Source organism: Klebsiella sp. KTE92, assembly GCF_000398905.1.
GTDB classification, from domain to species: Bacteria; Pseudomonadota; Gammaproteobacteria; order Enterobacterales; family Enterobacteriaceae; genus Klebsiella; species Klebsiella variicola.
Window position 1 is genome coordinate 5,094,937 of sequence record NZ_KB976100.1, and the last position, 20,939, is coordinate 5,115,875.

At 57.8% G+C, this 20,939-nt stretch carries 22 protein-coding genes; 13 read left to right on the forward strand and 9 right to left on the reverse strand.

Annotation, left to right across the window (positions count from 1 at the left end; genetic code table 11):
• Positions 1-957, forward strand: coding sequence for a divergent polysaccharide deacetylase family protein (locus A1WC_RS01700; RefSeq protein ID WP_016161952.1), 957 nt, complete (start codon positions 1-3; stop codon positions 955-957).
• Positions 958-962: 5 nt separating this feature from the next.
• On the opposite strand, the gene A1WC_RS01695 is transcribed toward A1WC_RS01700, so the two are convergent.
• From A1WC_RS01695 to kbl, 3 genes are all read right to left on the reverse strand, one after another.
• Entirely contained in the window at positions 963-1,751 is a 789-nt protein-coding gene (locus A1WC_RS01695; protein ID WP_012540315.1) for a glycosyltransferase family 2 protein, read from the reverse strand.
• A 169-nt stretch (positions 1,752-1,920) separates the two neighbouring features.
• Positions 1,921-2,946, reverse strand: coding sequence for an L-threonine 3-dehydrogenase (gene tdh / locus A1WC_RS01690; RefSeq protein WP_004205051.1), 1,026 nt, complete (start codon positions 2,944-2,946; stop codon positions 1,921-1,923).
• A gap of 12 nt (positions 2,947-2,958) precedes the next feature.
• Positions 2,959-4,152 carry a glycine C-acetyltransferase gene (gene kbl, locus A1WC_RS01685; protein ID WP_012967063.1) on the reverse strand — a complete coding sequence of 398 codons (1,194 nt, stop codon included), beginning with the start codon at positions 4,150-4,152 and terminating at the stop codon, positions 2,959-2,961.
• 213 nt (positions 4,153-4,365) lie between these two features.
• Between kbl and rfaD the strand changes: the two genes are divergently transcribed.
• The 5 genes from rfaD to A1WC_RS01660 are packed head-to-tail and all read left to right on the forward strand — an operon-like array spanning position 4,366 to position 9,395.
• The gene (rfaD, locus tag A1WC_RS01680) at positions 4,366-5,298 is read left to right on the forward strand and encodes an ADP-glyceromanno-heptose 6-epimerase (RefSeq protein ID WP_008806849.1); all 933 of its coding nucleotides are present in this window, start codon (positions 4,366-4,368) and stop codon (positions 5,296-5,298) included.
• An 8-nt stretch (positions 5,299-5,306) separates the two neighbouring features.
• The gene (gene rfaF / locus A1WC_RS01675) at positions 5,307-6,365 is read left to right on the forward strand and encodes an ADP-heptose--LPS heptosyltransferase RfaF (RefSeq protein ID WP_008806848.1); all 1,059 of its coding nucleotides are present in this window, start codon (positions 5,307-5,309) and stop codon (positions 6,363-6,365) included.
• A 3-nt stretch (positions 6,366-6,368) separates the two neighbouring features.
• A complete protein-coding gene (gene rfaC, locus A1WC_RS01670; RefSeq protein ID WP_016161953.1) occupies positions 6,369-7,340 on the forward strand; it encodes a lipopolysaccharide heptosyltransferase RfaC in 972 nt (323 codons plus the stop codon).
• Complete coding sequence (locus A1WC_RS01665; RefSeq protein WP_012540313.1) at positions 7,340-8,248, forward strand: sugar glycosyltransferase; 909 nt, start codon at positions 7,340-7,342, stop codon at positions 8,246-8,248. Before rfaC ends, A1WC_RS01665 begins: the two co-directional genes overlap by 1 nt.
• Positions 8,226-9,395, forward strand: a complete 1,170-nt coding sequence (locus A1WC_RS01660; protein ID WP_016161954.1) for an O-antigen ligase family protein — start codon at positions 8,226-8,228, stop codon at positions 9,393-9,395. Before A1WC_RS01665 ends, A1WC_RS01660 begins: the two co-directional genes overlap by 23 nt.
• Positions 9,396-9,438: 43 nt before the next feature.
• Here the strand turns inward: A1WC_RS01660 and A1WC_RS01655 are convergent, their stop codons facing one another.
• Positions 9,439-10,518, reverse strand: coding sequence for a glycosyltransferase family 9 protein (locus A1WC_RS01655; protein WP_008806844.1), 1,080 nt, complete (start codon positions 10,516-10,518; stop codon positions 9,439-9,441).
• An 18-nt stretch (positions 10,519-10,536) separates the two neighbouring features.
• The gene (locus A1WC_RS01650) at positions 10,537-11,499 is read right to left on the reverse strand and encodes a polysaccharide deacetylase family protein (protein WP_012540311.1); all 963 of its coding nucleotides are present in this window, start codon (positions 11,497-11,499) and stop codon (positions 10,537-10,539) included.
• A gap of 111 nt (positions 11,500-11,610) precedes the next feature.
• Here A1WC_RS01650 and rfaQ point away from each other — a divergent pair, with 111 nt between their 5' ends.
• From rfaQ to coaD, 7 genes are all read left to right on the forward strand, one after another.
• Positions 11,611-12,687 carry a putative lipopolysaccharide heptosyltransferase III gene (rfaQ, locus tag A1WC_RS01645; protein ID WP_016161955.1) on the forward strand — a complete coding sequence of 359 codons (1,077 nt, stop codon included), beginning with the start codon at positions 11,611-11,613 and terminating at the stop codon, positions 12,685-12,687.
• Complete coding sequence (locus A1WC_RS01640; protein WP_016161956.1) at positions 12,684-13,811, forward strand: glycosyltransferase family 4 protein; 1,128 nt, start codon at positions 12,684-12,686, stop codon at positions 13,809-13,811. Before rfaQ ends, A1WC_RS01640 begins: the two co-directional genes overlap by 4 nt.
• A 2-nt stretch (positions 13,812-13,813) precedes the next feature.
• The gene (locus tag A1WC_RS01635) at positions 13,814-14,908 is read left to right on the forward strand and encodes a glycosyltransferase (protein ID WP_008806840.1); all 1,095 of its coding nucleotides are present in this window, start codon (positions 13,814-13,816) and stop codon (positions 14,906-14,908) included.
• 29 nt (positions 14,909-14,937) lie between these two features.
• Positions 14,938-15,927 (forward strand): glycosyltransferase, encoded by a 990-nt coding sequence (locus tag A1WC_RS01630; protein WP_016161957.1) that lies wholly within the window; start codon positions 14,938-14,940, stop codon positions 15,925-15,927.
• A 91-nt stretch (positions 15,928-16,018) separates the two neighbouring features.
• Entirely contained in the window at positions 16,019-17,293 is a 1,275-nt protein-coding gene (gene waaA / locus A1WC_RS01625) for a lipid IV(A) 3-deoxy-D-manno-octulosonic acid transferase (RefSeq protein WP_008806838.1), read from the forward strand.
• Positions 17,293-18,063, forward strand: coding sequence for a glycosyltransferase family 2 protein (locus A1WC_RS01620; RefSeq protein WP_008806837.1), 771 nt, complete (start codon positions 17,293-17,295; stop codon positions 18,061-18,063). The genes waaA and A1WC_RS01620 overlap by 1 nt, the downstream gene beginning before the upstream one ends.
• 2 nt (positions 18,064-18,065) lie before the next feature.
• On the forward strand, positions 18,066-18,545 hold the full coding sequence (gene coaD / locus A1WC_RS01615) for a pantetheine-phosphate adenylyltransferase (protein WP_008806836.1): 480 nt from the start codon (positions 18,066-18,068) through the stop codon (positions 18,543-18,545).
• 131 nt (positions 18,546-18,676) lie between these two features.
• Here the strand turns inward: coaD and mutM are convergent, their stop codons facing one another.
• The 4 genes from mutM to radC all read right to left on the reverse strand — a co-directional run bounded on the left by mutM (position 18,677) and on the right by radC (position 20,928).
• Positions 18,677-19,486, reverse strand: coding sequence for a bifunctional DNA-formamidopyrimidine glycosylase/DNA-(apurinic or apyrimidinic site) lyase (mutM, locus tag A1WC_RS01610; RefSeq protein WP_016161958.1), 810 nt, complete (start codon positions 19,484-19,486; stop codon positions 18,677-18,679).
• A 135-nt stretch (positions 19,487-19,621) separates the two neighbouring features.
• Positions 19,622-19,789 carry a 50S ribosomal protein L33 gene (rpmG, locus tag A1WC_RS01605; protein ID WP_002922510.1) on the reverse strand — a complete coding sequence of 56 codons (168 nt, stop codon included), beginning with the start codon at positions 19,787-19,789 and terminating at the stop codon, positions 19,622-19,624.
• Between the two features lie 20 nt (positions 19,790-19,809).
• Complete coding sequence (gene rpmB / locus A1WC_RS01600) at positions 19,810-20,046, reverse strand: 50S ribosomal protein L28 (protein ID WP_002436699.1); 237 nt, start codon at positions 20,044-20,046, stop codon at positions 19,810-19,812.
• 216 nt (positions 20,047-20,262) lie between these two features.
• Positions 20,263-20,928: a RadC family protein gene (radC, locus tag A1WC_RS01595; protein WP_012540307.1), complete on the reverse strand. Its 666-nt coding sequence runs from the start codon at positions 20,926-20,928 to the stop codon at positions 20,263-20,265.
• Positions 20,929-20,939 lie beyond the last annotated feature (11 nt).

The window sequence follows — 20,939 nt, forward strand, 5'->3', positions numbered from 1 at the left end:
TTGCTTCAATTTCGCGCAATTGCTCTTGCCGTAGCCGGTTCGCTGGCTCTGGCGGCGCCAGCGTTCGCTGGCAAACTCTCCATCGTTATTGACGATTTTGGCTACCGCCCGCAGACCGAGAATCAGGTGCTGGCGCTGCCGTCAACTATCTCCGTCGCCGTGCTGCCGAACGCGCCGCACGCCCGGGAAATGGCCACGAAAGCGCATAATCTGGGCCATGAAGTGCTCATCCACCTGCCGATGGCGCCGCTCAGCAAACAGCCGCTGGAAAAAGACACCCTGCGTCCCGAAATGAGCAGCGAGGAGATCGAGCGCATCATTCGCGAGGCTTACGGCAAAGTTCCCTACGCCATCGGGCTGAATAACCATATGGGCAGCGCGATGACCTCCAACCTGTTTGGCATGCAGAAGGTGATGCAGGCCCTGGAGCGCTACAATCTCTATTTTCTCGACAGCGTCACCATCGGCAACACCCAGGCCATGCGCGCCGCGCAGGGCACCGGGGTGAAGGTGATTAAGCGCAAGGTGTTTCTTGACGATACGCAGAATGAAGCCGATATCCGCACCCAGTTCAATCGCGCCATCGCCCTGGCGCGGCGCAACGGTTCGGCAATAGCCATTGGCCATCCGCATCCAACGACGGTGCGGGTGCTGCAGCAGATGGTCTATAACCTGCCGCCGGATATCACGCTGGTGCGCCCGAGCAGCCTGCTCAACGAGCCGCAGGTCGACAACTCGACGCCAAACTACGCTCAGCCGCCCGCGCAACAAACGCCGCCGCAGCAGCAGAAGCCGCGTAATCCGTTCCACGGCGTGAAGTATTGCAAGCCGAAGCGCCCGCTGGAGCCCGTGAACGCCAGCCGCTTCTTCACTATCCTCAGCGACAGCATCAGCCAGAGCGCGCTGGTCCAGTACTATCGCCTCAAATGGCAGGGCTGGGACAATCCCGGCAACTAGACCACTCAGGGGTCCGTTCGCTTTTGCGCGACGGGCGCCTGGTTATCTTCGTGGGCGTACCACGCCTTAAAATATTTGAGAAAGCTGTAAAACGTGGCGTACAGGCCGGTGACCACGCCGACTTTGCCATAGCGCCACGCTCCGCTAAAGAGATACCACTTAAAGAAAGCGCCAATGGCGCTGACGATCCCCCGCGTCAGCGAAGGTTTGATCTGCTGGTACTTCACCAGCCGGGTGGTATAGCTGTTTAGCTTATTAAACACTTCATGCAGCGAATAAAAGGTGTCATGGCGTACAAAGCCCGGCAGCCTGACGGAGCGTGCGTGTCCGACCACCTGGTCATCCACCGGCCGGTCGTTAAACCGCGCCTGCTGGCGGTTAAAGAGACGCACCGGGTAATCCGGCGAAGAAATAGGGTAGATCGTTCGCACCTGCGTGCCGAGCACAAACCAGTAGCGCGGCAGACGCCAGGCGCAGGTTGGGTCCGGCTCCTCCCCCGCTTTTAGCGCCTGAATGGCCGCCACTACGTCATTATCAAGAATCTCATCGCTATCCATACACAGCACCCAGTCATGGCTGGCCAGCCCGATGGCGTAGTTCATCTGGGCGCCGTGGGCTTTATAGGCATGATGATGGACGGTGAGGCCAAACTGCTGACAAATAGAGACCGTTTCGTCGGTGCTGCCGGAGTCGACGACGATACATTCATCGGCCACCTTCAGCAGCGGCGGCAGCACCTCCATCAGCAGGCGCGCAGAGTTACAGGTCAGTAAGCATACGGAGAGTTTAAGCATGATAGTTACAAAGTTAAACCGCGACTAAACACACTGTATAAGCGAATAACCGTAAAATCGATGTAGAAATTGTGCGCTTAATATTAAGCAGGCTAAAAATGTTATCCAAATCTAAATTAAGGCGCCCGCAGGCGCCTTTTTTGCTGATTTTTACAACAGCCCGGAGGCGTTATTCCCAGCTCAGAACCACTTTACCGGACTGGCCGGAGCGCATCGCGTCAAAACCTTTCTGGAAATCATCAATGCCGAAGCGGTGGGTGATGATCGGTGAAAGGTCCAGACCAGACTGGATCAGCGCCGCCATTTTGTACCAGGTTTCGAACATTTCGCGACCATAGATCCCTTTAATAAACAGCCCTTTGAAGATGACCTTGGTCCAGTCGATGGACATATCCGACGGCGGGATACCCAGCATCGCGATACGGCCGCCGTGGTTCATGGTATCGAGCATGCTGCGAAACGCCGGCGGCGCGCCGGACATCTCCAGGCCCACGTCGAAACCTTCGGTCATGCCCAGCTCGGCCATCACGTCGTTGAGGTTCTCTTTCGCCACGTTCACCGCGCGGGTGACGCCCATTTTGCGCGCCAGCTCCAGACGGTACTCGTTGACGTCGGTGATCACCACGTTACGCGCGCCGACGTGTTTCGCCACCGCCGCCGCCATCACGCCGATCGGACCGGCGCCGGAAACCAGTACATCTTCCCCGACCAGATCGAAGGAGAGCGCGGTGTGCACCGCGTTGCCGAACGGGTCGAAGATAGACGCCAGGTCATCAGAGATATTGTCGGGGATTTTAAAGGCGTTAAAAGCCGGGATCACCAGATACTCGGCAAAGCAGCCCGGGCGGTTAACGCCCACGCCGATGGTGTTGCGGCACAAATGGGTGCGGCCCGCGCGGCAGTTGCGGCAGTGGCCGCAGGTGATATGCCCTTCGCCGGAGACGCGGTCGCCAATCTTAAAGCCGCGCACTTCCTGACCAATCCCCACTACTTCGCCGACGTATTCGTGACCGACCACCATCGGCACCGGAATGGTCTTCTGCGACCACTCATCCCAGTTGTAGATGTGCACGTCGGTTCCGCAAATAGCGGTCTTGCGGATTTTAATCAGCAGATCGTTATGGCCGACTTCCGGTTCCGGTACGTCGGTCATCCAGATGCCTTCTTCCGCTTTCAGTTTGGATAACGCTTTCATCTCACACCCTTATTAGGCGATGACGCCCAGTTGTTTGCCGATGCGGGTAAAGGCTTCCACCGCACGCTCAATTTGTTCAGGGGTATGCGCCGCCGACATCTGGGTGCGAATACGCGCCTGGCCTTTCGGTACCACCGGATAGAAGAAGCCGGTGACATAGATCCCTTCTTTCTGCAGCTCGCGGGCAAAGTTCTGCGCCACCACCGCTTCACCCAGCATCACCGGAATGATGGCGTGGTCGGCGCCCGCCAGCGTGAAGCCTGCCGCGGTCATTTTTTCGCGGAACAGACGCGCGTTAGCCCACAGCCGATCGCGCAGGTCTGCACCCTCTTCAACCATCTCCAGCACTTTGATGGAGGCGGCCACAATGGCCGGCGCCAGAGAGTTGGAGAACAGATACGGACGGGAACGCTGGCGCAGCCACTCAACCACCTCTTTGCGTGCGGCGGTGTAGCCCCCGGAGGCGCCGCCCAGCGCTTTACCCAGCGTGCCGGTGATGATGTCGACGCGACCCATCACGTCGCAATATTCATGAGAGCCGCGGCCGTTTTCGCCGACGAAGCCGACGGCGTGGGAGTCATCGACCATCACCAGCGCATCGTATTTATCCGCCAGGTCGCAAACGCCTTTCAGGTTGGCGATCACGCCATCCATCGAGAAGACGCCATCGGTGGCGATCAGCACGTGACGCGCGCCGGCCTCGCGCGCTTCTTTCAGACGCGCTTCCAGCTCCTGCATGTCGTTGTTGGCATAGCGGAAGCGCTTCGCTTTACACAGGCGCACGCCGTCGATGATCGAGGCATGGTTCAGGGCGTCGGAGATAATGGCGTCTTCCGGCCCGAGCAGCGTTTCAAACAGGCCGCCGTTGGCGTCAAAGCAGGAGGAGTAGAGGATCGCGTCTTCCATACCGAGGAAATCGGCCAGCTTCTTCTCCAGCTGCTTATGCGTGTCCTGGGTACCGCAGATGAAGCGCACCGAGGCCATCCCGAAGCCGTGGCTGTCCATGCCGGATTTCGCCGCGGCAATCAGTTCCGGGTGGTTCGCCAGACCCAGATAGTTATTGGCGCAGAAGTTAATCACATGGCTGTCGCCGACGGTAATGTCCGCCTGCTGCGCCGAGGTGATGATCCGCTCTTCTTTGAACAAGCCTTCGGCCCGAGCGGTTTCCAGATTACTCGTTAACTGTTTGTAGAAATCACCACGCATTGCAACTCTCCAGATTCGGCAAAATTTGGCACATATTACCCAAAGCTATACGCTGATACGAGATGATGCAGGCCTGAATGAATTATTTGCAGCATAAATCACGTCAGCCCAGCACCTTATTCTGCGAATGGCTGTAGGCTTGCTCATGTGGTGATATGATATGAGCATTCATGCCCGGATTGTCTTCGGGCTCCCAACTTCAAAGGTACAGTTATGATCATCGTTACCGGCGGCGCAGGCTTTATCGGCAGCAACATCGTTAAAGCGCTGAATGACAAAGGCATCACCGACATTCTGGTTGTCGACAATCTGAAAGACGGCACCAAGTTTGTGAATCTGGTTGACCTGAACATCGCTGACTACATGGATAAAGAAGACTTTCTGATCCAGATAATGGCGGGTGAAGAGTTCGGTGAAATCGAAGCGATCTTCCACGAAGGCGCGTGCTCTTCCACCACCGAGTGGGATGGCAAGTACATGATGGATAACAACTATCAGTACTCTAAAGAGCTGCTGCACTACTGCCTGGAGCGCGAAATCCCGTTCCTGTACGCCTCTTCCGCCGCCACCTACGGCGGGCGCACCAGCGACTTCATCGAGTCCCGTGAGTACGAACAGCCGCTGAACGTCTACGGCTACTCCAAATTCCTGTTCGACGAATACGTCCGCCAGATCCTGCCGGAAGCCAATTCGCAGATCGTCGGCTTCCGCTACTTCAACGTCTACGGGCCGCGCGAAGGCCACAAAGGCAGCATGGCGAGCGTCGCTTTCCACCTCAACACCCAGCTGAATAATGGCGAAAGTCCGAAACTGTTCGAAGGCAGCGACGGCTTCAAGCGCGACTTCGTCTACGTGGGCGACGTGGCAGACGTCAACCTGTGGTTCTGGGAAAACGGCGTGTCCGGGATCTTCAACCTTGGCACCGGCCGCGCGGAATCCTTCCAGGCGGTTGCCGATGCGACCCTGGCTTTCCATAAAAAAGGCAGCATTGAGTACATCCCGTTCCCGGACAAACTGAAAGGCCGCTACCAGGCATTCACCCAGGCCGATCTGACTAACCTGCGCAAAGCGGGCTATGACAAACCGTTCAAAACCGTTGCCGAAGGCGTAACGGAATATATGGCCTGGCTGAATCGGGATGCGTAAGAGATAACATGAAAATTCTGGTGGTAGGCCCGTCTTGGGTGGGCGACATGATGATGTCGCAAAGTCTTTATCGTACGCTCAGGGCGCGCTATCCCCAGGCGATTATCGACGTGATGGCGCCAGCCTGGTGCCGTCCGTTGCTATCGCGCATGCCGGAAGTGAATGAAGCGATCCCGATGCCGCTGGGCCACGGCGCGCTGGCTATCGGCGAACGCCGCAAGCTCGGCCACAGCCTGCGCGAGCGTCGCTACGATCGCGCTTACGTGCTGCCGAACTCGTTTAAATCGGCATTAGTCCCCTTCTTTGCCAACATCCCGCTGCGCACCGGCTGGCGCGGCGAGATGCGCTACGGCCTGCTCAACGACGCCCGGGTGCTGGACAAAGACGCCTGGCCGCTGATGGTGGAACGCTACGTGGCGCTGGCCTACGACAACGGCGTGATGCGCTGCGCCAAAGATCTGCCGCAGCCGCTGCTGTGGCCGCAGCTGCAGGTCAACGATGGCGAAAAATCACAGGCCTGCAACGCCTTTAATCTCTCAAACGAGCGGCCGATCATCGGCTTCTGCCCCGGCGCGGAATTCGGTCCGGCCAAACGCTGGCCGCACTATCACTATGCTGCGCTGGCGAAAAAGCTTATCGACGATGGCTATCAGATTGCGTTATTCGGCTCGGCGAAAGATAACGAGGCCGGCAAAGAGATCATCGCCGCCCTCAGCAGCGAGCAGCAGGCCTGGTGTCGTAATCTGGCGGGTGAAACCCAGCTGGAGCAGGCGGTCATTCTGATCGCCGCCTGTAAAGCTGTAGTGACTAACGATTCGGGGCTGATGCACGTCGCCGCCGCGCTGGACCGCCCGCTGGTGGCGCTGTATGGCCCGAGCAGCCCGGACTTCACCCCGCCGCTGTCGCATAAAGCGCGGGTTATCCGCCTGATTAGCGGCTACCACAAGGTGCGCAAAGGCGATGCCGCGGAAGGCTATCATCAGAGCCTGATCGACATCACCCCAGAACGCGTCCTGCAAGAGCTGAACGAACTGTTAGCGGAAAAAACCGAGCACGAGGAAGCGTAACGGATGCGGGTATTGATCGTAAAAACCTCGTCCATGGGCGACGTGCTACACACGCTGCCCGCGCTAACCGACGCTGCGCAGGCCATCCCCGGCATTCGCTTCGACTGGGTGGTTGAAGAGGGTTTCGCGCAGATCCCCTCCTGGCATGAAAGCGTCGAGCGGGTGATCCCGGTGGCGATCCGCCGCTGGCGTAAAGCCTGGTTTTCCGCGCCGATTAAAGCGGAGCGTCAAGCCTTCCGCGAGGCCGTGCAGGCGGTAAAGTATGACGCCATCATCGACGCCCAGGGGCTGGTGAAAAGCGCCGCGCTGGTTACTCGCCTGGCGCACGGCGTCAAGCACGGTATGGACTGGCAAACGGCCCGCGAGCCGCTGGCGAGCCTGTTTTACAACCGCCGCCACCATATCGCGAAACAGCAGCACGCGGTGGAGCGTACCCGCGAGCTGTTCGCCAAAAGCCTTGGCTACACGAAACCCCAGACCCAGGGGGATTACGCCATTGCGCGCCATTTCCTGCAGCACGAGGCTAGCGCTGCCGCGCCCTATCTGGTGTTTCTGCACGCCACCACCCGCGATGATAAGCACTGGCCGGAAACCCGCTGGCAGGAGCTTCTCGATCTGCTGGCCGACAGCGGCGTCCGCATTAAGCTGCCGTGGGGCGCCCCGCACGAAGAGGCGCGGGCAAAACGACTGGCGGAAGGCCGAGAGTATGTTGAAGTGCTGCCGCGCATGAGCCTTGAGCAGGTGGCGCAGGTTCTGGCCAGCGCCCGGGCTGTCGTCTCGGTCGATACCGGACTGAGTCATTTGACCGCCGCGCTGGATAAACCGAACTTCACGCTCTACGGCCCGACCGATCCGGGGCTGATTGGCGGATACGGTAAAAACCAGCATATCGTCAGGCCGGAAAACAGCACCAGCACCAGCGATATTCCGGCCAGCCGGGTTCATCTTCTCCTGCAAAATCAGGGGCTGCTCTGATGGGATCCCTGTTTAAACAGATCTACCGCTATACGCGCCCTCGCGCTTATCGCCACAATGAAAATCTGTGGCCTTTTACCCGTATTACGCGCGCGCCAAGCGGCGAAATCAGCGCGTTACGCTATAAAGGGAAAACGGTGCCGCTGGTCAGCCTGAGCGCGCTGAAAAACAGCATGCAGGGCGAAGTCCTGCTGACCGCCACCGGCCCCTCAACCCGCAATATCGATTTTTCCCTGTTGTCGAAAACGATCCCGGTGATGGGCGTCAATGGCGCCTGGCATCTTGCCGACCGGCTACACTTTTCGCTCTATACCATCGTCGACATGGAATTTTTCGATAAGAAGCCTGATATTATCCGCGCCATTGTCAGCCAGCCGGAGATTCTGCTGTTCACCACCATGCACGGGATCGCCAAAATCCTCGATCGCTATGGGGACGCACTACGCTGCCGTTTGGCGTTGATTGAGGACGGTTGCTATAAGATTTACCAGCCGAAAGTCGCCAGCGAAGCGATAAAGCGCACTTACCAGCAGAATGCGGCGATGTGCTTTCATCCTCAGCGCCCGGATATCTGTTTTAGCACCGATATTCGCCAGGGCATCTTTGATGCCGGCACGGTGGTCTACTGGGCGCTGCAAATTCTCGCCTGGCTGGGCTTCAATACTATCCTGGTGAGCGGCCTGGATATGACCAACTTTAACCAGCCGCGATTCTACGAAACACAACAAGAAAAATTGCCTTCTTACCTGGCAACAAAAGTGGATACCCTCGTCATGCCCTCCTTTGCGCATGCCGCGCAGGTACTGCAGCAACGTCAGATTCGGGTGATTAATTTTTCCCCAGAAAGCGCTGTGCCGGATACTATCTTCGAAAAGGTTGCGTTTAATGAGTACTTTAAAAGTGAGTAGCTTCGCCAGACAGGGTTACTCGATTGTCTTTCCTTTGTTTTTATTTTTCAGCGCGATTTTTTGCATGTCCACCCGGACCAATAATCTGCTGCATTTATCGATCCTGCTGCTATTGCTGTCGCTGGTACGCCAGGAAAACCGCCAGGCGCTGGCCGGGGTGTTACGCGAGCAGTGGCAGACCTGGACGCTGCTGGCGGCTTTCTTTATCTATTACGCCCTCAGTAACCTGTGGGGACATACGCCGCAGCATATTGACTCGCCGATCACCCACGGCGTGTATCTGACGGGGTATCTGTTGCTGATGACGATGCTGCTCAGCGACGAACGGACCCGCCGCCTGGCCATGCTGGCGGTGGTTGGCGGGATCACCGTGCTCTCCCTGTGGACGCTGATTATCGACCACACGCTGGTCCTCACTGCACGAGCGGTCTCCCCCGAGAACCCCGGGCCAACGAACGTTATCGATCTTGCCGGTTACTGCGGCATCGGCATTTTAATCTGCGGCATGCTACTGAAAGAAAAAGCCAGCCACTGGCTCTATCTGCCGGTGGTCATCATGCTGGTGATGCTGCTGCTCACCCAAAGCCGTGGGCCGATCATCGCCCTGGTGCTGGCGGTCGGCTGCACGTTGCACCTGCACGTCTTCACCCGCCGCAACCTGCTGATCGCCGCGGCGCTGGCTGTGCTGGTAGCGCTGCTTTTGGTCATGACGCCGGTGGGCGACATGCTGCTCGCCCGTTTCGAAGAGCTTGGCACCCAAAGCGGGCTGCGCCTGAGCATCTGGCATCATACGCTGTCGGAGATGGCCAGCCAGCCGTGGCTGGGGCGCGGCTTCAGCTATGAACTGGATTTCATCAACTACAGCGGCGAGCACATCACCACCACCCACAGCGTGTATATGGGCGCCCTGCTGAAAGGCGGCATCCTGGGGTTACTGCTGCTGCTGGCGGTCATTGCCTGCGGGCTATGGCAGGCGTGGCGCAAGCGCCACACCGACAGCCGCTACAGTCTGGCGATCCTGTTTTACGCGCTGGTGTTTATGGCCTCGCAGGGGATGTTTATCATCAGCAACCCCCGGGAAACCTGGGTGCTGTTCTGGCTGCCGCTGGGCATCGCGCTCAGCAAAGGGCTGGCGGAAAAACGCTAACAAAAAGGGCCGTCAGCGGCCCTTTTTTATATTCACTTTTAAATCAACTGCGGGCGGCGACCAGCCGGTCGGCCTGCTCTTTAATCACGGGCCACACCGACTCAATCGCCACATCGGCGACATTCGCTTCTTCACAGACAATCTGTTTCGCCTTGTCATAGCCCGGCGCCCAGATGTGATAGCCGGGCAGCCCGGTATCCTTGAGTTTGCGCTTGTTATAGACCGCCACCATCGGTTTATCGAAGGCCCGGGCGATATGCACGATCGAGGTGTCTGGCGTAATGACTAAATCACAGCTGCGGATCACTTCGACGGCGGAGTTGATGGTGCTGTCGGCGATATACAGCGCCATATCCAGCCCCAGCTGGCGGATTTTCTCACTACGCCCCACCATCACGATACAGACCCGGTAAGGTAGGGCGCGTAACCGCTCGACAAGGGTCGCCACCTGGTGACGACAGAAGTCTTTATCCTCAGACGCGGTAAAAGGGTTAATGGCGATACGCAGTTCGACCTCTCCGGCCTGGGAAAGCAAGCGAGCCACTTTCTCCCGCTCATGGCGGCAGCCGGGGAGATGATAGTGATACGGGTGGTCGTCAACGATGCCAAACAGTTTCACCACCTGTTTATAGCGCTGGGAAATATGGCTGTTGCTGTCAAAAAAAGCGATCGAATGATCGTAAAGTTTATATTGATCTTTATTAAAACCAATCACGCTGGCCGCCCGTAAATCGGCGAGTAATTTAAAGCGTTCATAGCTGGTGACGTCATCAAAATCGATAACTGCATCAAAACCTACCGCCCGCAACGTATTTAAGGACATGCGCGGCCGATATAAATATACTTGCTGAATGAATTCTGAGCCTGCTAATATTTCGCAGCATATTGGTCCGGTTAACACCGAAACCTGATATCCCCGTTCGGCCAGTATTCTGGCGCAGCCGGTCGTGACCACCATATCCCCGACTTTATCGTCCAGGCGCAATAGCAGTACGCGGCGGACAGCCGCTGGGTCGAAGGCTTTACGCGCCGGCTTATTTCTGTATCGATAGTTAATTAAATTAAATTTAATGCCGCGGAAAAAAGCATTCTTTTTCCGCGTTAATTGTTTAAGGATACGCATACGGTACCTTGAGCTGTGTTAGCGCTGTGTGATTTTCCGCTGGTAATATTCTGCCAACGTCATGCCCTTCACCTGCGGCGCCAGCCAGCTAAAAAAGGCTTCAAGGTCAGCGTATAAACGCTCAATATCCCGTTCATTCTGGAACGTGGGGCTGCCGCCGGGCATATACTCTGAAGAGTGGAGCATATATTCCACGTAGTCATTGCCCTGCGTCAACGTTTGTTCGACGACTTTTTTCATCGTCTCCACGTTGCCGCCCATCGGACGCAGCCAGTGTACGGAGGGGGAACGCACTTTACCCCGCAGGCGATCGTAGCCCTGCTTCACGCTGTTCATCCACGCTGAGTGCTTGTACTGAATGCTCATCGGCACTTCCAGCAGCGGAGAGTGGCCTTCGCGGCTGATATCATTTTCATCGAGAAAATAGGCATGCTGCGGGAAGCGGCGATAATCGGTCCCGCCATCGCCCTGCGGCGCTCCCTTGGCGGTCTTCCAGTTCACCCGCGGGGTCACCGAGCAATCCACCTGATAACCGTGCTCCACCAGCAGACGCGCATAGCGCTCGTCAAAGGCCCAGCGCCCGGCGCGATGGCTGACCATTTTAGTCTGGAAAGTATCCTCCAGCAGATGCGTCATATAGTCGACCTTCTCACGCATCATGGCATCGCTGTATTCAATGAGATAAGGCTTATGCCGCCAGTCATCGGCGGTCAGCGGCTCGGTCGGCGGGCTGTTCCACGCATGCAGATGCATGCCGACTTCCGCGGTGCCGCGGGCAATCACGTCTCTGGCGAATTCGATATAAAAGGGGTCGATGGCCATTTCATAGTTGGTCAAATAGACCGGTTTAAAGCCATACTTTTCGCAAAGCTGCTGAAAACGCGGGAGATAACGCGCATTCTCGGTGGTGATGCTGTCATGTTTTTGCCAGAGGTTATCGCCCTCTGTATCAATCGTGATGAGAAATGCGGGATTGTGCACGAAAACGTCCTCAGGCCATACGTATCGGGTCATGGTAGAGCAATACAACGCTTCTCTCAATCTGTCTGATCCCCTAGAATCGGAACCCTTATCCTGGATGAAGAACAGAGTATGACGCCTGAAACCCTCTCCCGCGGCCCGTTGAACCCGGCGCGGATCCTGGTCATTAAGCTGCGCCATCATGGCGACATGCTGCTGATCACGCCGCTTATTCACGCGCTGAAACAGCAGTATCCCGCCGCCAGCGTGGATGTGCTGCTGTATGAAGAGACCCGGGATATGCTCGCCGCCAACCCCGATATCCATCATATTTATGGTCTCGATCGCCGCTGGAAAAAGCAGGGAAAAAGGCATCAGTTGAAGATGCAATGGCAGCTCATTCAGACGCTGCGTCAGCAGCGATACGATATGGTGCTTAACCTTGCTGACCAGTGGCCGAGCGCGATTATCAGCAAACTGACCGGCGCCGCGACGCGGATTGGTTTTGATTTTCCGAAGCGCCGCCACCCGGTCTGGCGCTATTGCCACACCGCGCTGGCCTCCACCCAACAGCACAACCAGCTGCATACGGTACAGCAGAATCTCTCTATTCTCGCTCCGCTCGGTCTCCCGTTGAACGACGCGCCGGCGCGGATGGGCTACAGCGAAGCAGACTGGGCCACCAGCCGCGCCCTGCTGCCGGAGGAGTTCCGGGAAAACTACATCGTCATCCAGCCAACGTCGCGCTGGTTTTTTAAATGCTGGCGCGAAGATCGTATGAGCGCCCTGATCAACGCGCTGTCCGCCGAGGGGTACGCGGTGGTGCTCACCTCCGGCCCCGACGATCGAGAGAAGAAGATGGTGGACACCATCATCGCCGGCTGCCCGCAGGCGCGTCTGCACTCTTTAGCCGGCCAGTTAACGCTGCGCCAGCTGGCGGCGGTGATCGATCACGCCCGCCTGTTTATCGGCGTCGACTCGGTGCCGATGCATATGGCTGCGGCGCTCGGCACTCCGCTGGTCGCCCTGTTCGGCCCCTCGAAGCTGACCTTCTGGCGTCCGTGGCAGGCGAAAGGCGAGGTGATCTGGGCCGGCGACTTCGGTCCACTGCCCGATCCGGACGCCATCAACACCAACACCGAAGAACGTTATCTCGATTTAATTCCTACCGACGCCGTGATCGCAGCGGCGAAAAAGGTACTGGCATGAGTAAATTCAGGCTGGCTCTGGTGCGGCAGAAGTACCGCCCGGACGGCGGCGCAGAACGGTTTGTCTCCCGCGCGCTGGAAGCCCTCGACAGCAGTCATCTGCAGCTGAACGTCATCACCCGCGAATGGCAGGGGCCGGTGAAACCGGACTGGCAGATCCATATCTGTAACCCACGTAAATGGGGGCGCATCAGCCGCGAGCGCGGCTTTGCCAACGCCGCGCGTGCGCTCTGGCAGCGTGAGTCTTTTGACCTGGTGCAGAGCCATGAACGTATTCCCGGCTGCGATCTCTACCGCGCTGGCGATGGCGTTCATCGCCGCTGGCTGCAGCAGCGCTCGCGCATTTTACCGGCCTGGAAAAGCCGCCTGCTGTTCGCCGACCGTTACCACCGCTACGTCATGCAGGCGGAGCGCGAGATGTATGAAGACTCACACCTGCGCGGGGTGATCTGCAACGCCGAGATGATCAAGCGCGAGATCATCGAAGACTTTGGCCTGCCGGCGGAGAAGATCCACGTTATTTACAACGCCATTGATAACCAGCGCTTCCTGCCGCCGGACGAAGAGACCTTTGCCGCCTTACGCGCCAAATGGCAGCTACCGCTGCAGGCGACCTGCCTGATCTACGTCGGCTCCGGCTTTGAGCGCAAGGGACTGGCGGCGGCAATCCGCGCCATCGCCCCCACCAATCGCTATCTGCTGGTGGTTGGCAAAGATAAGGATCAGCCGCGCTATCAGGCGCTGGCGAAGAGTCTCGGCTGCGAAGCGCGGGTGCGCTTCTTCGGCATGCAGTCGGAGACGCTGCCCTTCTATCAGATGGCCGATGGTCTGCTGCTGCCCACCCTCTACGATCCGTTCCCCAACGTCATTCTCGAGGCAATGGCCTGCGGTCTGCCGGTGATCACCACCACCGGCTGCGGCGGGGCGGAGTTTATCGTCGACGGCCACAACGGTTACGTCTGCGACGCCCTGGATATCCCGGCGCTGCAGCAGGCGGTGATGGCCCTGCCTGCCCGCGCGCTGGGCTCCGCGCAAGGTGGTCGCGCCCGCGAGCGCATCATGGCCTGCACCAGCGAGCGACTCTCAACCCAGCTGCTTTCTCTTTATCAGGATCTGGTGAAATAACGATGCGCATCTTATTTGTGATTGACGGTTTACCCGGCGGCGGCGCGGAAAAAGTGGTCCTGACCCTGGCAGCACAGTTCCTGCGCGACGGCGATCGGGTGTCGCTCATTTCGCTGCGCGATGTCTGCGAGTATCCGTTGCCCGAGGGTCTCGACTATCAGGTGGTGGCCGATCGCTGCCGTAAACCGTGGCGCAAGCTGACCGAGCTGTCCCGCCGCGCCCGCCAGCTGGACGCCGCGGTCATCCGGGCCGAACAGCAGGGGCAATTTGACCTCGTGCTTTCCAACCTGCACAAAACCGACCGCATCGTCGCCCGCAGCCGGGCGCTGCGCGAGCGTAACGTCTGGTTCTGCCTGCACGGCGTATTCTCTGCCTCCTATCTCGGGCACCGCACCGGCTTTGACCGCTGGATGAAGCAGCAGAAAATTAAGCGAATTTACCAGGGTCGCAACGTGGTGGCGGTTTCCGACGCCGTGGGACGCGATCTGGTGGAAGCCTTCGCCCTGCGTCCGGCACAGCTGAAAACCATCTACAACCCCTTCGATATCGCCACTCTGCGCGCCGAGGCGGAAGCCGAGAGCGAGCGACCGGCCGGTGACTATCTGATTCACGTCGGCCGCTTCCATCCAGGCAAACGCCACGACCGCCTGCTTGAAGCCTATGCGCAAAGCGGCATTGACGCGCCGCTGGTGCTGTTAGGCCAGGGAAAACCGGAGCAAGAGCAGCGCCTGCGCCAGCTGGCCAAAACGCTGCAGGTTGACGATCGGGTGTGGTTCAAGGGTTTTCAGAAAAACCCCTTACCGTGGATCAAAGGCGCACGGATGCTGGTTTTAAGCTCCGATAGCGAAGGATTCGGCAATGTGGTGGTGGAAGCGCTGCTGTTGCATACGCCGGTTGCCAGCACCCGCTGCCCCGGCGGCGTCACCGAGATCCTCACCGGCGAACTTGCCCGCGGTCTGGCGGATCTGACCAGTCCGGCGCTGGCTCAGACGATGCAAAGCATTTACCATAACCCGCCGACTATCGACGACGCCGCGCTGGAAAAATTCAGCGTCGTGTCCATTTGTCAGCAGTACCGTCAGCTGCAGCGCACCTGACGCCGTTAGTTAACCAGGATCGAAGATTTATGAGTCAAACGCCTTTATTGAGCATCGTGGCTGCCGTCTACAACGGTGAGAAATTTCTTGCGCAGTTCTTTGAGTGCCTTGAACAGCAGCAGCTGGAAAGCTATGAACTGATCCTGGTGAACGATGGTTCGACAGACAACAGCCTGGCGGTGATCGCCGAATGGCGGGATCGGCTGCAGAACGTCCAGGTACTGGAGCAAGAAAACCAGGGCGTCTCGGTCGCGCGCAATACCGGCCTCGCCGCCGCCAGCGGCAAATATCTGGCGTTTCCGGATATCGACGACAAACTCTATCCGGACATGTATCGCACGCTGCTGGAGATGGCCGAGAAAGAACATCTCGATATCGCGACCTGCAACGGCACCTACGTGTATGAAAAGCGCCGCGAGAGCCACCCGATCTTCCCGCTGGATCGCCTGCCCTCGACCGGCGTGCTGCCGGGTCATGTCTGGCTCAAGCAGGCCTTGGACTCGCGGAAGTTTCTACACGTCACCTGGCTCAACATCTATCGCCACGACTTTATCCGCCAGCATCACTTCCATTTCGAGCCCGGCCTGCGCCATCAGGATATCCCGTGGACGACAGAGGCGCTGCTGGCCGCGGAGCGCGTGCAGTACACCAGCCAGCAGTTCTATGATTACTACATCCACTCTGAGTCGGTGTCGCATAAGCCGGACAACGACGACACGCTGATGCGTTCGGCGCGCCACTATATGAAGATTCTGGAGATGCTGGAGGCGATCAACCAGCGCTACCCGGATAAAGTGCGCCATATCACCGCCTGTCGCTGGCAGATCGCCAAAGAAGGCCTGGGGATCATCCACACCTTCGACAGCATGAAAGATGAGTCGAAAAAGCATGTTATTATTAAAGAATTCTTCGACCGCGGTATCTGGCGGTTAATCTGGAAAAACGCCTGTACTTTCCGTTTACGCTGGCGACTGGGACGCCGTTATCTGCGTATTAAGCGTTATCGCCACGCGGTATAGACCAAAAACCCGCTGTTTCCGCCAAAGAGATAGCTTTACGCGGGCTAAATGCTTAGAATTTGCCCGCCAAAACAGAGAACGGATAAATAGTTTGGAATTGCTTTATACCACCCTACTTTACCTTATTCAGCCGCTGGTGTGGCTGCGGCTGCTGCTGCGCAGTCGTAAGGCTCCTGCCTATCGTAAACGCTGGGCGGAACGCTATGGCTTCTGTCAGAACAAGGTAGAGCCGGATGGCATTCTGCTGCACTCCGTTTCCGTCGGAGAAACCCTGGCCGCCATTCCGCTGGTTCGCGCTCTGCGCCACCGCTACCCTTCGATGCCGATCACCGTCACCACCATGACGCCGACCGGCTCCGAGCGCGCCATGTCGGCGTTCGGCAAAGATGTCCATCACGTCTATCTGCCCTACGATCTGCCCGGCGCCATGAACCGCTTCCTGAATACCGTTCAGCCGAAGCTGGTTATCGTGATGGAAACCGAGCTATGGCCGAATATGGTGGCCGCGCTGCATAAGCGTAAGATCCCGCTGGTGATCGCCAACGCCCGCCTTTCTGAACGTTCCGCCAAAGGCTATGCCAAACTGGGCGGTTTTATGCGCCGCCTGTTAAGCCGTATTACGCTTATCGCCGCGCAGAATGAAGAGGATGGCAACCGCTTCCTTGCTCTCGGACTGAAGCGCAACCAGCTGGCGGTCACCGGAAGTCTGAAATTCGATATCTCCGTCACCCCGGAGCTGGCGGCCCGCGCGATTACGTTGCGCCGCCAATGGGCGCCACACCGCAAGGTCTGGATTGCCACCAGCACTCACGACGGCGAAGAACAAATCATCCTGCAGGCGCATAAAAAACTGCTGGAGACCTTCCCGAACCTGCTGCTGATCCTCGTTCCTCGGCATCCGGAGCGCTTCCCCGACGCGCGTGAGATGGTGCAAAAGGCCGGAATGAGCTTTACTCTGCGCAGCACCGGCGAGATCCCCTCCTCCAGTACCCAGGTGGTGATTGGCGATACCATGGGTGAACTGATGCTGCTCTACGGCATTGCCGACCTCGCCTTCGTTGGCGGCAGCCTGGTGGAGCGCGGCGGCCATAACCCGCTCGAGCCGGCGGCGCATGCCATTCCGGTGCTGATGGGGCCGCATACCTTCAACTTCAAAGATATCTGCGCCAAGCTGCAGCAGGATGATGGCCTGATCACGGTCACCGACGCCGACTCGCTGGTCAGGGAAGTGTCCACGCTCCTGACCGATGAAGACTACCGCCTGTGGTATGGCCGTCACGCGGTGGAAGTGCTGCACCAGAACCAGGGCGCGCTGTCGCGTCTGCTCAAGTTACTGCAACCTTACATGCCGCAACGGAGTCATTAATGTCGAACCGGCTTTCCGTGGTGATGATCGCCAAAGATGCAGCGGACCTGCTGCCGGATTGTCTGGACTCCGTTAGCTGGGCAGATGAAATCATCGTCCTCGACTCTGGCAGTACCGACAACACCGTCGAGCTGGCCCGCCGCCTCGGCGCCCAGGTCTATACCCATACCGACTGGCGAGGCTATGGCATTCAGCGCCAGCGCGCGCAGGACTATGCCACCGGCGACTGGGTGTTGATGATCGATACCGATGAGCGCGTCACGCCAGAACTCAGGCAGGCTATTCTTAAGGTGCTGGCAGCGCCGCAGCGCGGCGCCATCTACAGTATTGCTCGTCGCAACTACTTTCTCGGACGCTTTATGCGCCACAGCGGTTGGTATCCCGATCGCGTGCTGCGCCTGTACGAACGCGCCCGTTACCGCTATAACGATAATCTGGTCCATGAATCGCTGGATAGCCTGGGCGCAGAGGTCATTCCGCTAACCGGCGATCTCCTGCATCTGACCTGCCGCGACTTCGCTGGCTTCCAGCAAAAACAGCTGGCGTATGCTGCCGCGTGGGCGCTTGAGCGCCACCGCAAGGGCAAGAAGACCTCGATGGCGGGCATTTTCAGCCATACCCTGGGCGCGTTCCTGAAAACGCTGCTGCTGCGCGGTGGGGTGCTGGACGGTAAGCAGGGCTGGTTACTGGCGATGGTCAACGCGCAGTATACGTTTACGAAATATACCGAGCTGTGGGCGCTGAGCCACGGCTACTCGGAGAAAGGGTAATCATGAGCACAAAAGCGATCTATCCGGGTACCTTTGATCCCATCACCAACGGTCATATCGACATTGTCACCCGCGCGGCGAGCATGTTCGATAAAGTGGTGCTGGCTATCGCCGCGAGCCCGAGCAAAAAGCCGATGTTTACCCTCGACGAGCGTATCGCGCTGGCCACTCAGGCAACAGCGCATCTGGTTAACGTGGAGGTTATCGGCTTTAGCGACCTGATGGCCAGTTTCGCCCGCGCGCAGCAGGCCAATATTTTAATTCGCGGCCTGCGGGCGGTGGCGGATTTCGAGTATGAGATGCAGCTGGCCCACATGAACCGCCACCTGATGCCAACGCTGGAGAGCGTGTTCCTGATGCCGTGCAAAGAGTGGTCGTTTATCTCTTCCTCACTGGTGAAGGAAGTGGCGCGTCACCAGGGCGACGTTTCTCATTTCCTGCCAGCTAACGTCCACCAGGCGCTGTTGAATAAGCTGAAGTAACGCATCAGCTGGGGCATGAGCCACGCAGGCTGGCGCTGCACTGCGCCGCCCATCCACACCGGCTCTGTCCCGGTCTTTGTGCCAGGTGGCGCTACGCTGACCTGGCCTACAAACCTTCCTGTTCCTGAGAACTACTTCTGGCACTGACGGCAATAAAAGGTCGCCCGCTGGGCATGTTTGGTCCCGACAACCGGCGTGCCGCAGAGCCGGCACGGTTCGCCCTTGCGGCCATAGACCTGCAGCTCCTGGGCAAAATAGCCCGGCTTGCCATCGCTTTGCAGGAAATCCTTCAGCGTGGTGCCGCCCTGCTCTATCGAACGCAGCAGGACCAGCTTAATCACTTTCACCAGCTGCTCACACTCTTCCCGCGACAGTGAAGAAGCCAACCTGTCGGGATGGATCCCGGCCGAGAACAGCGACTCGCTGGCGTAGATATTGCCGACCCCTACCACCAGCTTGTTATCCATCAGCCAGGGTTTGATCGCAGTTTTTTTCTTCGCGCATTTCTGCTGAAGATAGTCGGCGTTAAATTCATCGCTGAGCGGCTCCGGGCCAAGGTGGGCCAGTACCGGATGGTCTTCCAGCGTTTTGGTCCACAGCCAGGCGCCAAAGCGGCGCGGATCGGTATAGCGCAGCACCTTGCCATTACTCATGACCAGGTCAACGTGATCGTGTTTTTCGGCCGGTAGCTCTTCGCTCAGGATACGCAGGCTTCCCGACATCCCGAGATGAACGATGATCCAGCCGTCCGGCAGTTCCAGAAGCAGGTATTTGGCACGACGCCGCACGCTGAGTACCGGAACGTCGCTCAGGCGATAAATCTCTTCGGAAACCGGCCAGCGCAGCCGTCCATTGCGCACAATGGCGTGCAGAATAGTTGCGCCAACCAGGTGCGGCTCGATGCCGCGGCGGCTGGTTTCAACCTCTGGTAATTCAGGCATGATTTTCCTCCATTTACCCGACGTATTGTGCTTCACGGACAGGTGACTGAAAAGGGAGTATGTGAAAGCAATATGGGGGAGTTTTAAAAACAAAAAACCCCGCCGAAGCGGGGTTTTTATACAAGGAGGCTAAAATTATTTGATTTTAGCTTCTTTGTAGATAACGTGCTGACGTACAACCGGATCGTACTTTTTCAGTTCCATTTTTTCCGGTTTGGTACGCTTGTTCTTCGTGGTGGTATAGAAATGACCAGTACCAGCGGAAGAAACCAGCTTGATTTTCTCACGAATACCTTTAGCCATGATTTATTTCCTCTAAGTACTTAGTACTTTTCGCCACGGGCACGCAGTTCAGACAGAACTGTATCGATGCCTTTCTTATCGATTACACGCATACCTTTAGCAGATACGCGCAGGGTGACAAAACGCTTCTCGCTCTCAACCCAGAAACGGTGAGAGTGCAGGTTCGGCAGGAAACGGCGTTTAGTCGCGTTCAGTGCGTGGGAACGGTTGTTACCGGTCACCGGACGCTTGCCAGTAACTTGGCAGACTCGGGACATGTCTATTCTCCAAAAATCAAATTAGCTCGAGCTTCGTATGGGGTATTGGCGCCTCGTCAGGCTTTACAGCCTGGTCATCGCAGTTCAATGTGAACTCTCGACTGCCAGGCCCAAATGCCAAACCCGAGATTCTCAAAGGTGGCGTAGTATACGCTGACTCGGCGATGTGCTCAAGTCCCGAACAGACAAAGATCCCGAAGGATCGCCAGTTCGGGGCTAAATCCAGCCACGCTCGGCAAAAGATACATACGCACCGCGGCCGATAACCAGATGGTCAAGCACGCGTATCTCCATGAATCGACAACATTTTACCACCCTTTCGGTAATCAGCCTGTCTGCCTGGCTCGGCTCCGGACTACCGGAGGGATGATTATGCGCAAGGATCACGGCGGCAGCGTTCACTTTGATGGCTTCGCGTACAATTTCTCGCGGATGCACCTCAACGTGGCTAAGAGTACCAGAAAAAAGGCGACTATGTTTCAACACCCGATTCTGATTATCTAAAAAGATCACCATAAAGATCTCGCGCTCCTCTTCCGTGAGCTGGCTTTGTAAAAATTCCCGCGTCGTCGAGGGGCTGACCAGCGCAGCCTCCTCGACCAGCTGTGAGCTAAAATAGCGTCGCGCCAGCTCGGCAATACCCTTCAGTTGCGCATATTTCGCCAGCCCCAGTCCATCCACGGCAATCAACTGCGCTTTATCCGCGGAAAGCAGAGCGTAGAGCGAGCCAAAACGCTGCAGTAACGCCTGCGCATAGCTGAGCACATCCTGACGACGCGTGCCGACGCGCAGAAACAGCGCCAGCAGCTCAACATCCGTTAGCGCTTCGATGCCGTACTGCAACATCTTCTCTCGTGGCATCAGATTTTCCGTTTCGTCCATGCGCCCTCCTG

Bases quoted from the DNA above. Each gene is read 5' to 3' on its own strand.
- tdh (WP_004205051.1), bottom strand. From the start codon at position 2,946: ATGAAAGCGTTATCCAAACTGAAAGCGGAAGAAGGCATCTGGATGACC.
- rpmG (WP_002922510.1), bottom strand. From the start codon at position 19,789: ATGGCTAAAGGTATTCGTGAGAAAATCAAGCTGGTTTCTTCCGCTGGT.
- A1WC_RS01660 (WP_016161954.1), top strand. From the start codon at position 8,226: ATGAGTACTTTAAAAGTGAGTAGCTTCGCCAGACAGGGTTACTCGATT.
- A1WC_RS01695 (WP_012540315.1), bottom strand. From the start codon at position 1,751: ATGCTTAAACTCTCCGTATGCTTACTGACCTGTAACTCTGCGCGCCTG.
- mutM (WP_016161958.1), bottom strand. From the start codon at position 19,486: ATGCCTGAATTACCAGAGGTTGAAACCAGCCGCCGCGGCATCGAGCCG.
- A1WC_RS01655 (WP_008806844.1), bottom strand. From the start codon at position 10,518: ATGCGTATCCTTAAACAATTAACGCGGAAAAAGAATGCTTTTTTCCGC.
- kbl (WP_012967063.1), bottom strand. From the start codon at position 4,152: ATGCGTGGTGATTTCTACAAACAGTTAACGAGTAATCTGGAAACCGCT.
- rfaC (WP_016161953.1), top strand. From the start codon at position 6,369: ATGCGGGTATTGATCGTAAAAACCTCGTCCATGGGCGACGTGCTACAC.
- A1WC_RS01640 (WP_016161956.1), top strand. From the start codon at position 12,684: ATGAGTAAATTCAGGCTGGCTCTGGTGCGGCAGAAGTACCGCCCGGAC.
- rfaD (WP_008806849.1), top strand. From the start codon at position 4,366: ATGATCATCGTTACCGGCGGCGCAGGCTTTATCGGCAGCAACATCGTT.
- A1WC_RS01635 (WP_008806840.1), top strand. From the start codon at position 13,814: ATGCGCATCTTATTTGTGATTGACGGTTTACCCGGCGGCGGCGCGGAA.
- A1WC_RS01630 (WP_016161957.1), top strand. From the start codon at position 14,938: ATGAGTCAAACGCCTTTATTGAGCATCGTGGCTGCCGTCTACAACGGT.
- A1WC_RS01665 (WP_012540313.1), top strand. From the start codon at position 7,340: ATGGGATCCCTGTTTAAACAGATCTACCGCTATACGCGCCCTCGCGCT.
- coaD (WP_008806836.1), top strand. From the start codon at position 18,066: ATGAGCACAAAAGCGATCTATCCGGGTACCTTTGATCCCATCACCAAC.
- rfaQ (WP_016161955.1), top strand. From the start codon at position 11,611: ATGACGCCTGAAACCCTCTCCCGCGGCCCGTTGAACCCGGCGCGGATC.
- radC (WP_012540307.1), bottom strand. From the start codon at position 20,928: ATGGACGAAACGGAAAATCTGATGCCACGAGAGAAGATGTTGCAGTAC.
- A1WC_RS01620 (WP_008806837.1), top strand. From the start codon at position 17,293: ATGTCGAACCGGCTTTCCGTGGTGATGATCGCCAAAGATGCAGCGGAC.
- rfaF (WP_008806848.1), top strand. From the start codon at position 5,307: ATGAAAATTCTGGTGGTAGGCCCGTCTTGGGTGGGCGACATGATGATG.
- rpmB (WP_002436699.1), bottom strand. From the start codon at position 20,046: ATGTCCCGAGTCTGCCAAGTTACTGGCAAGCGTCCGGTGACCGGTAAC.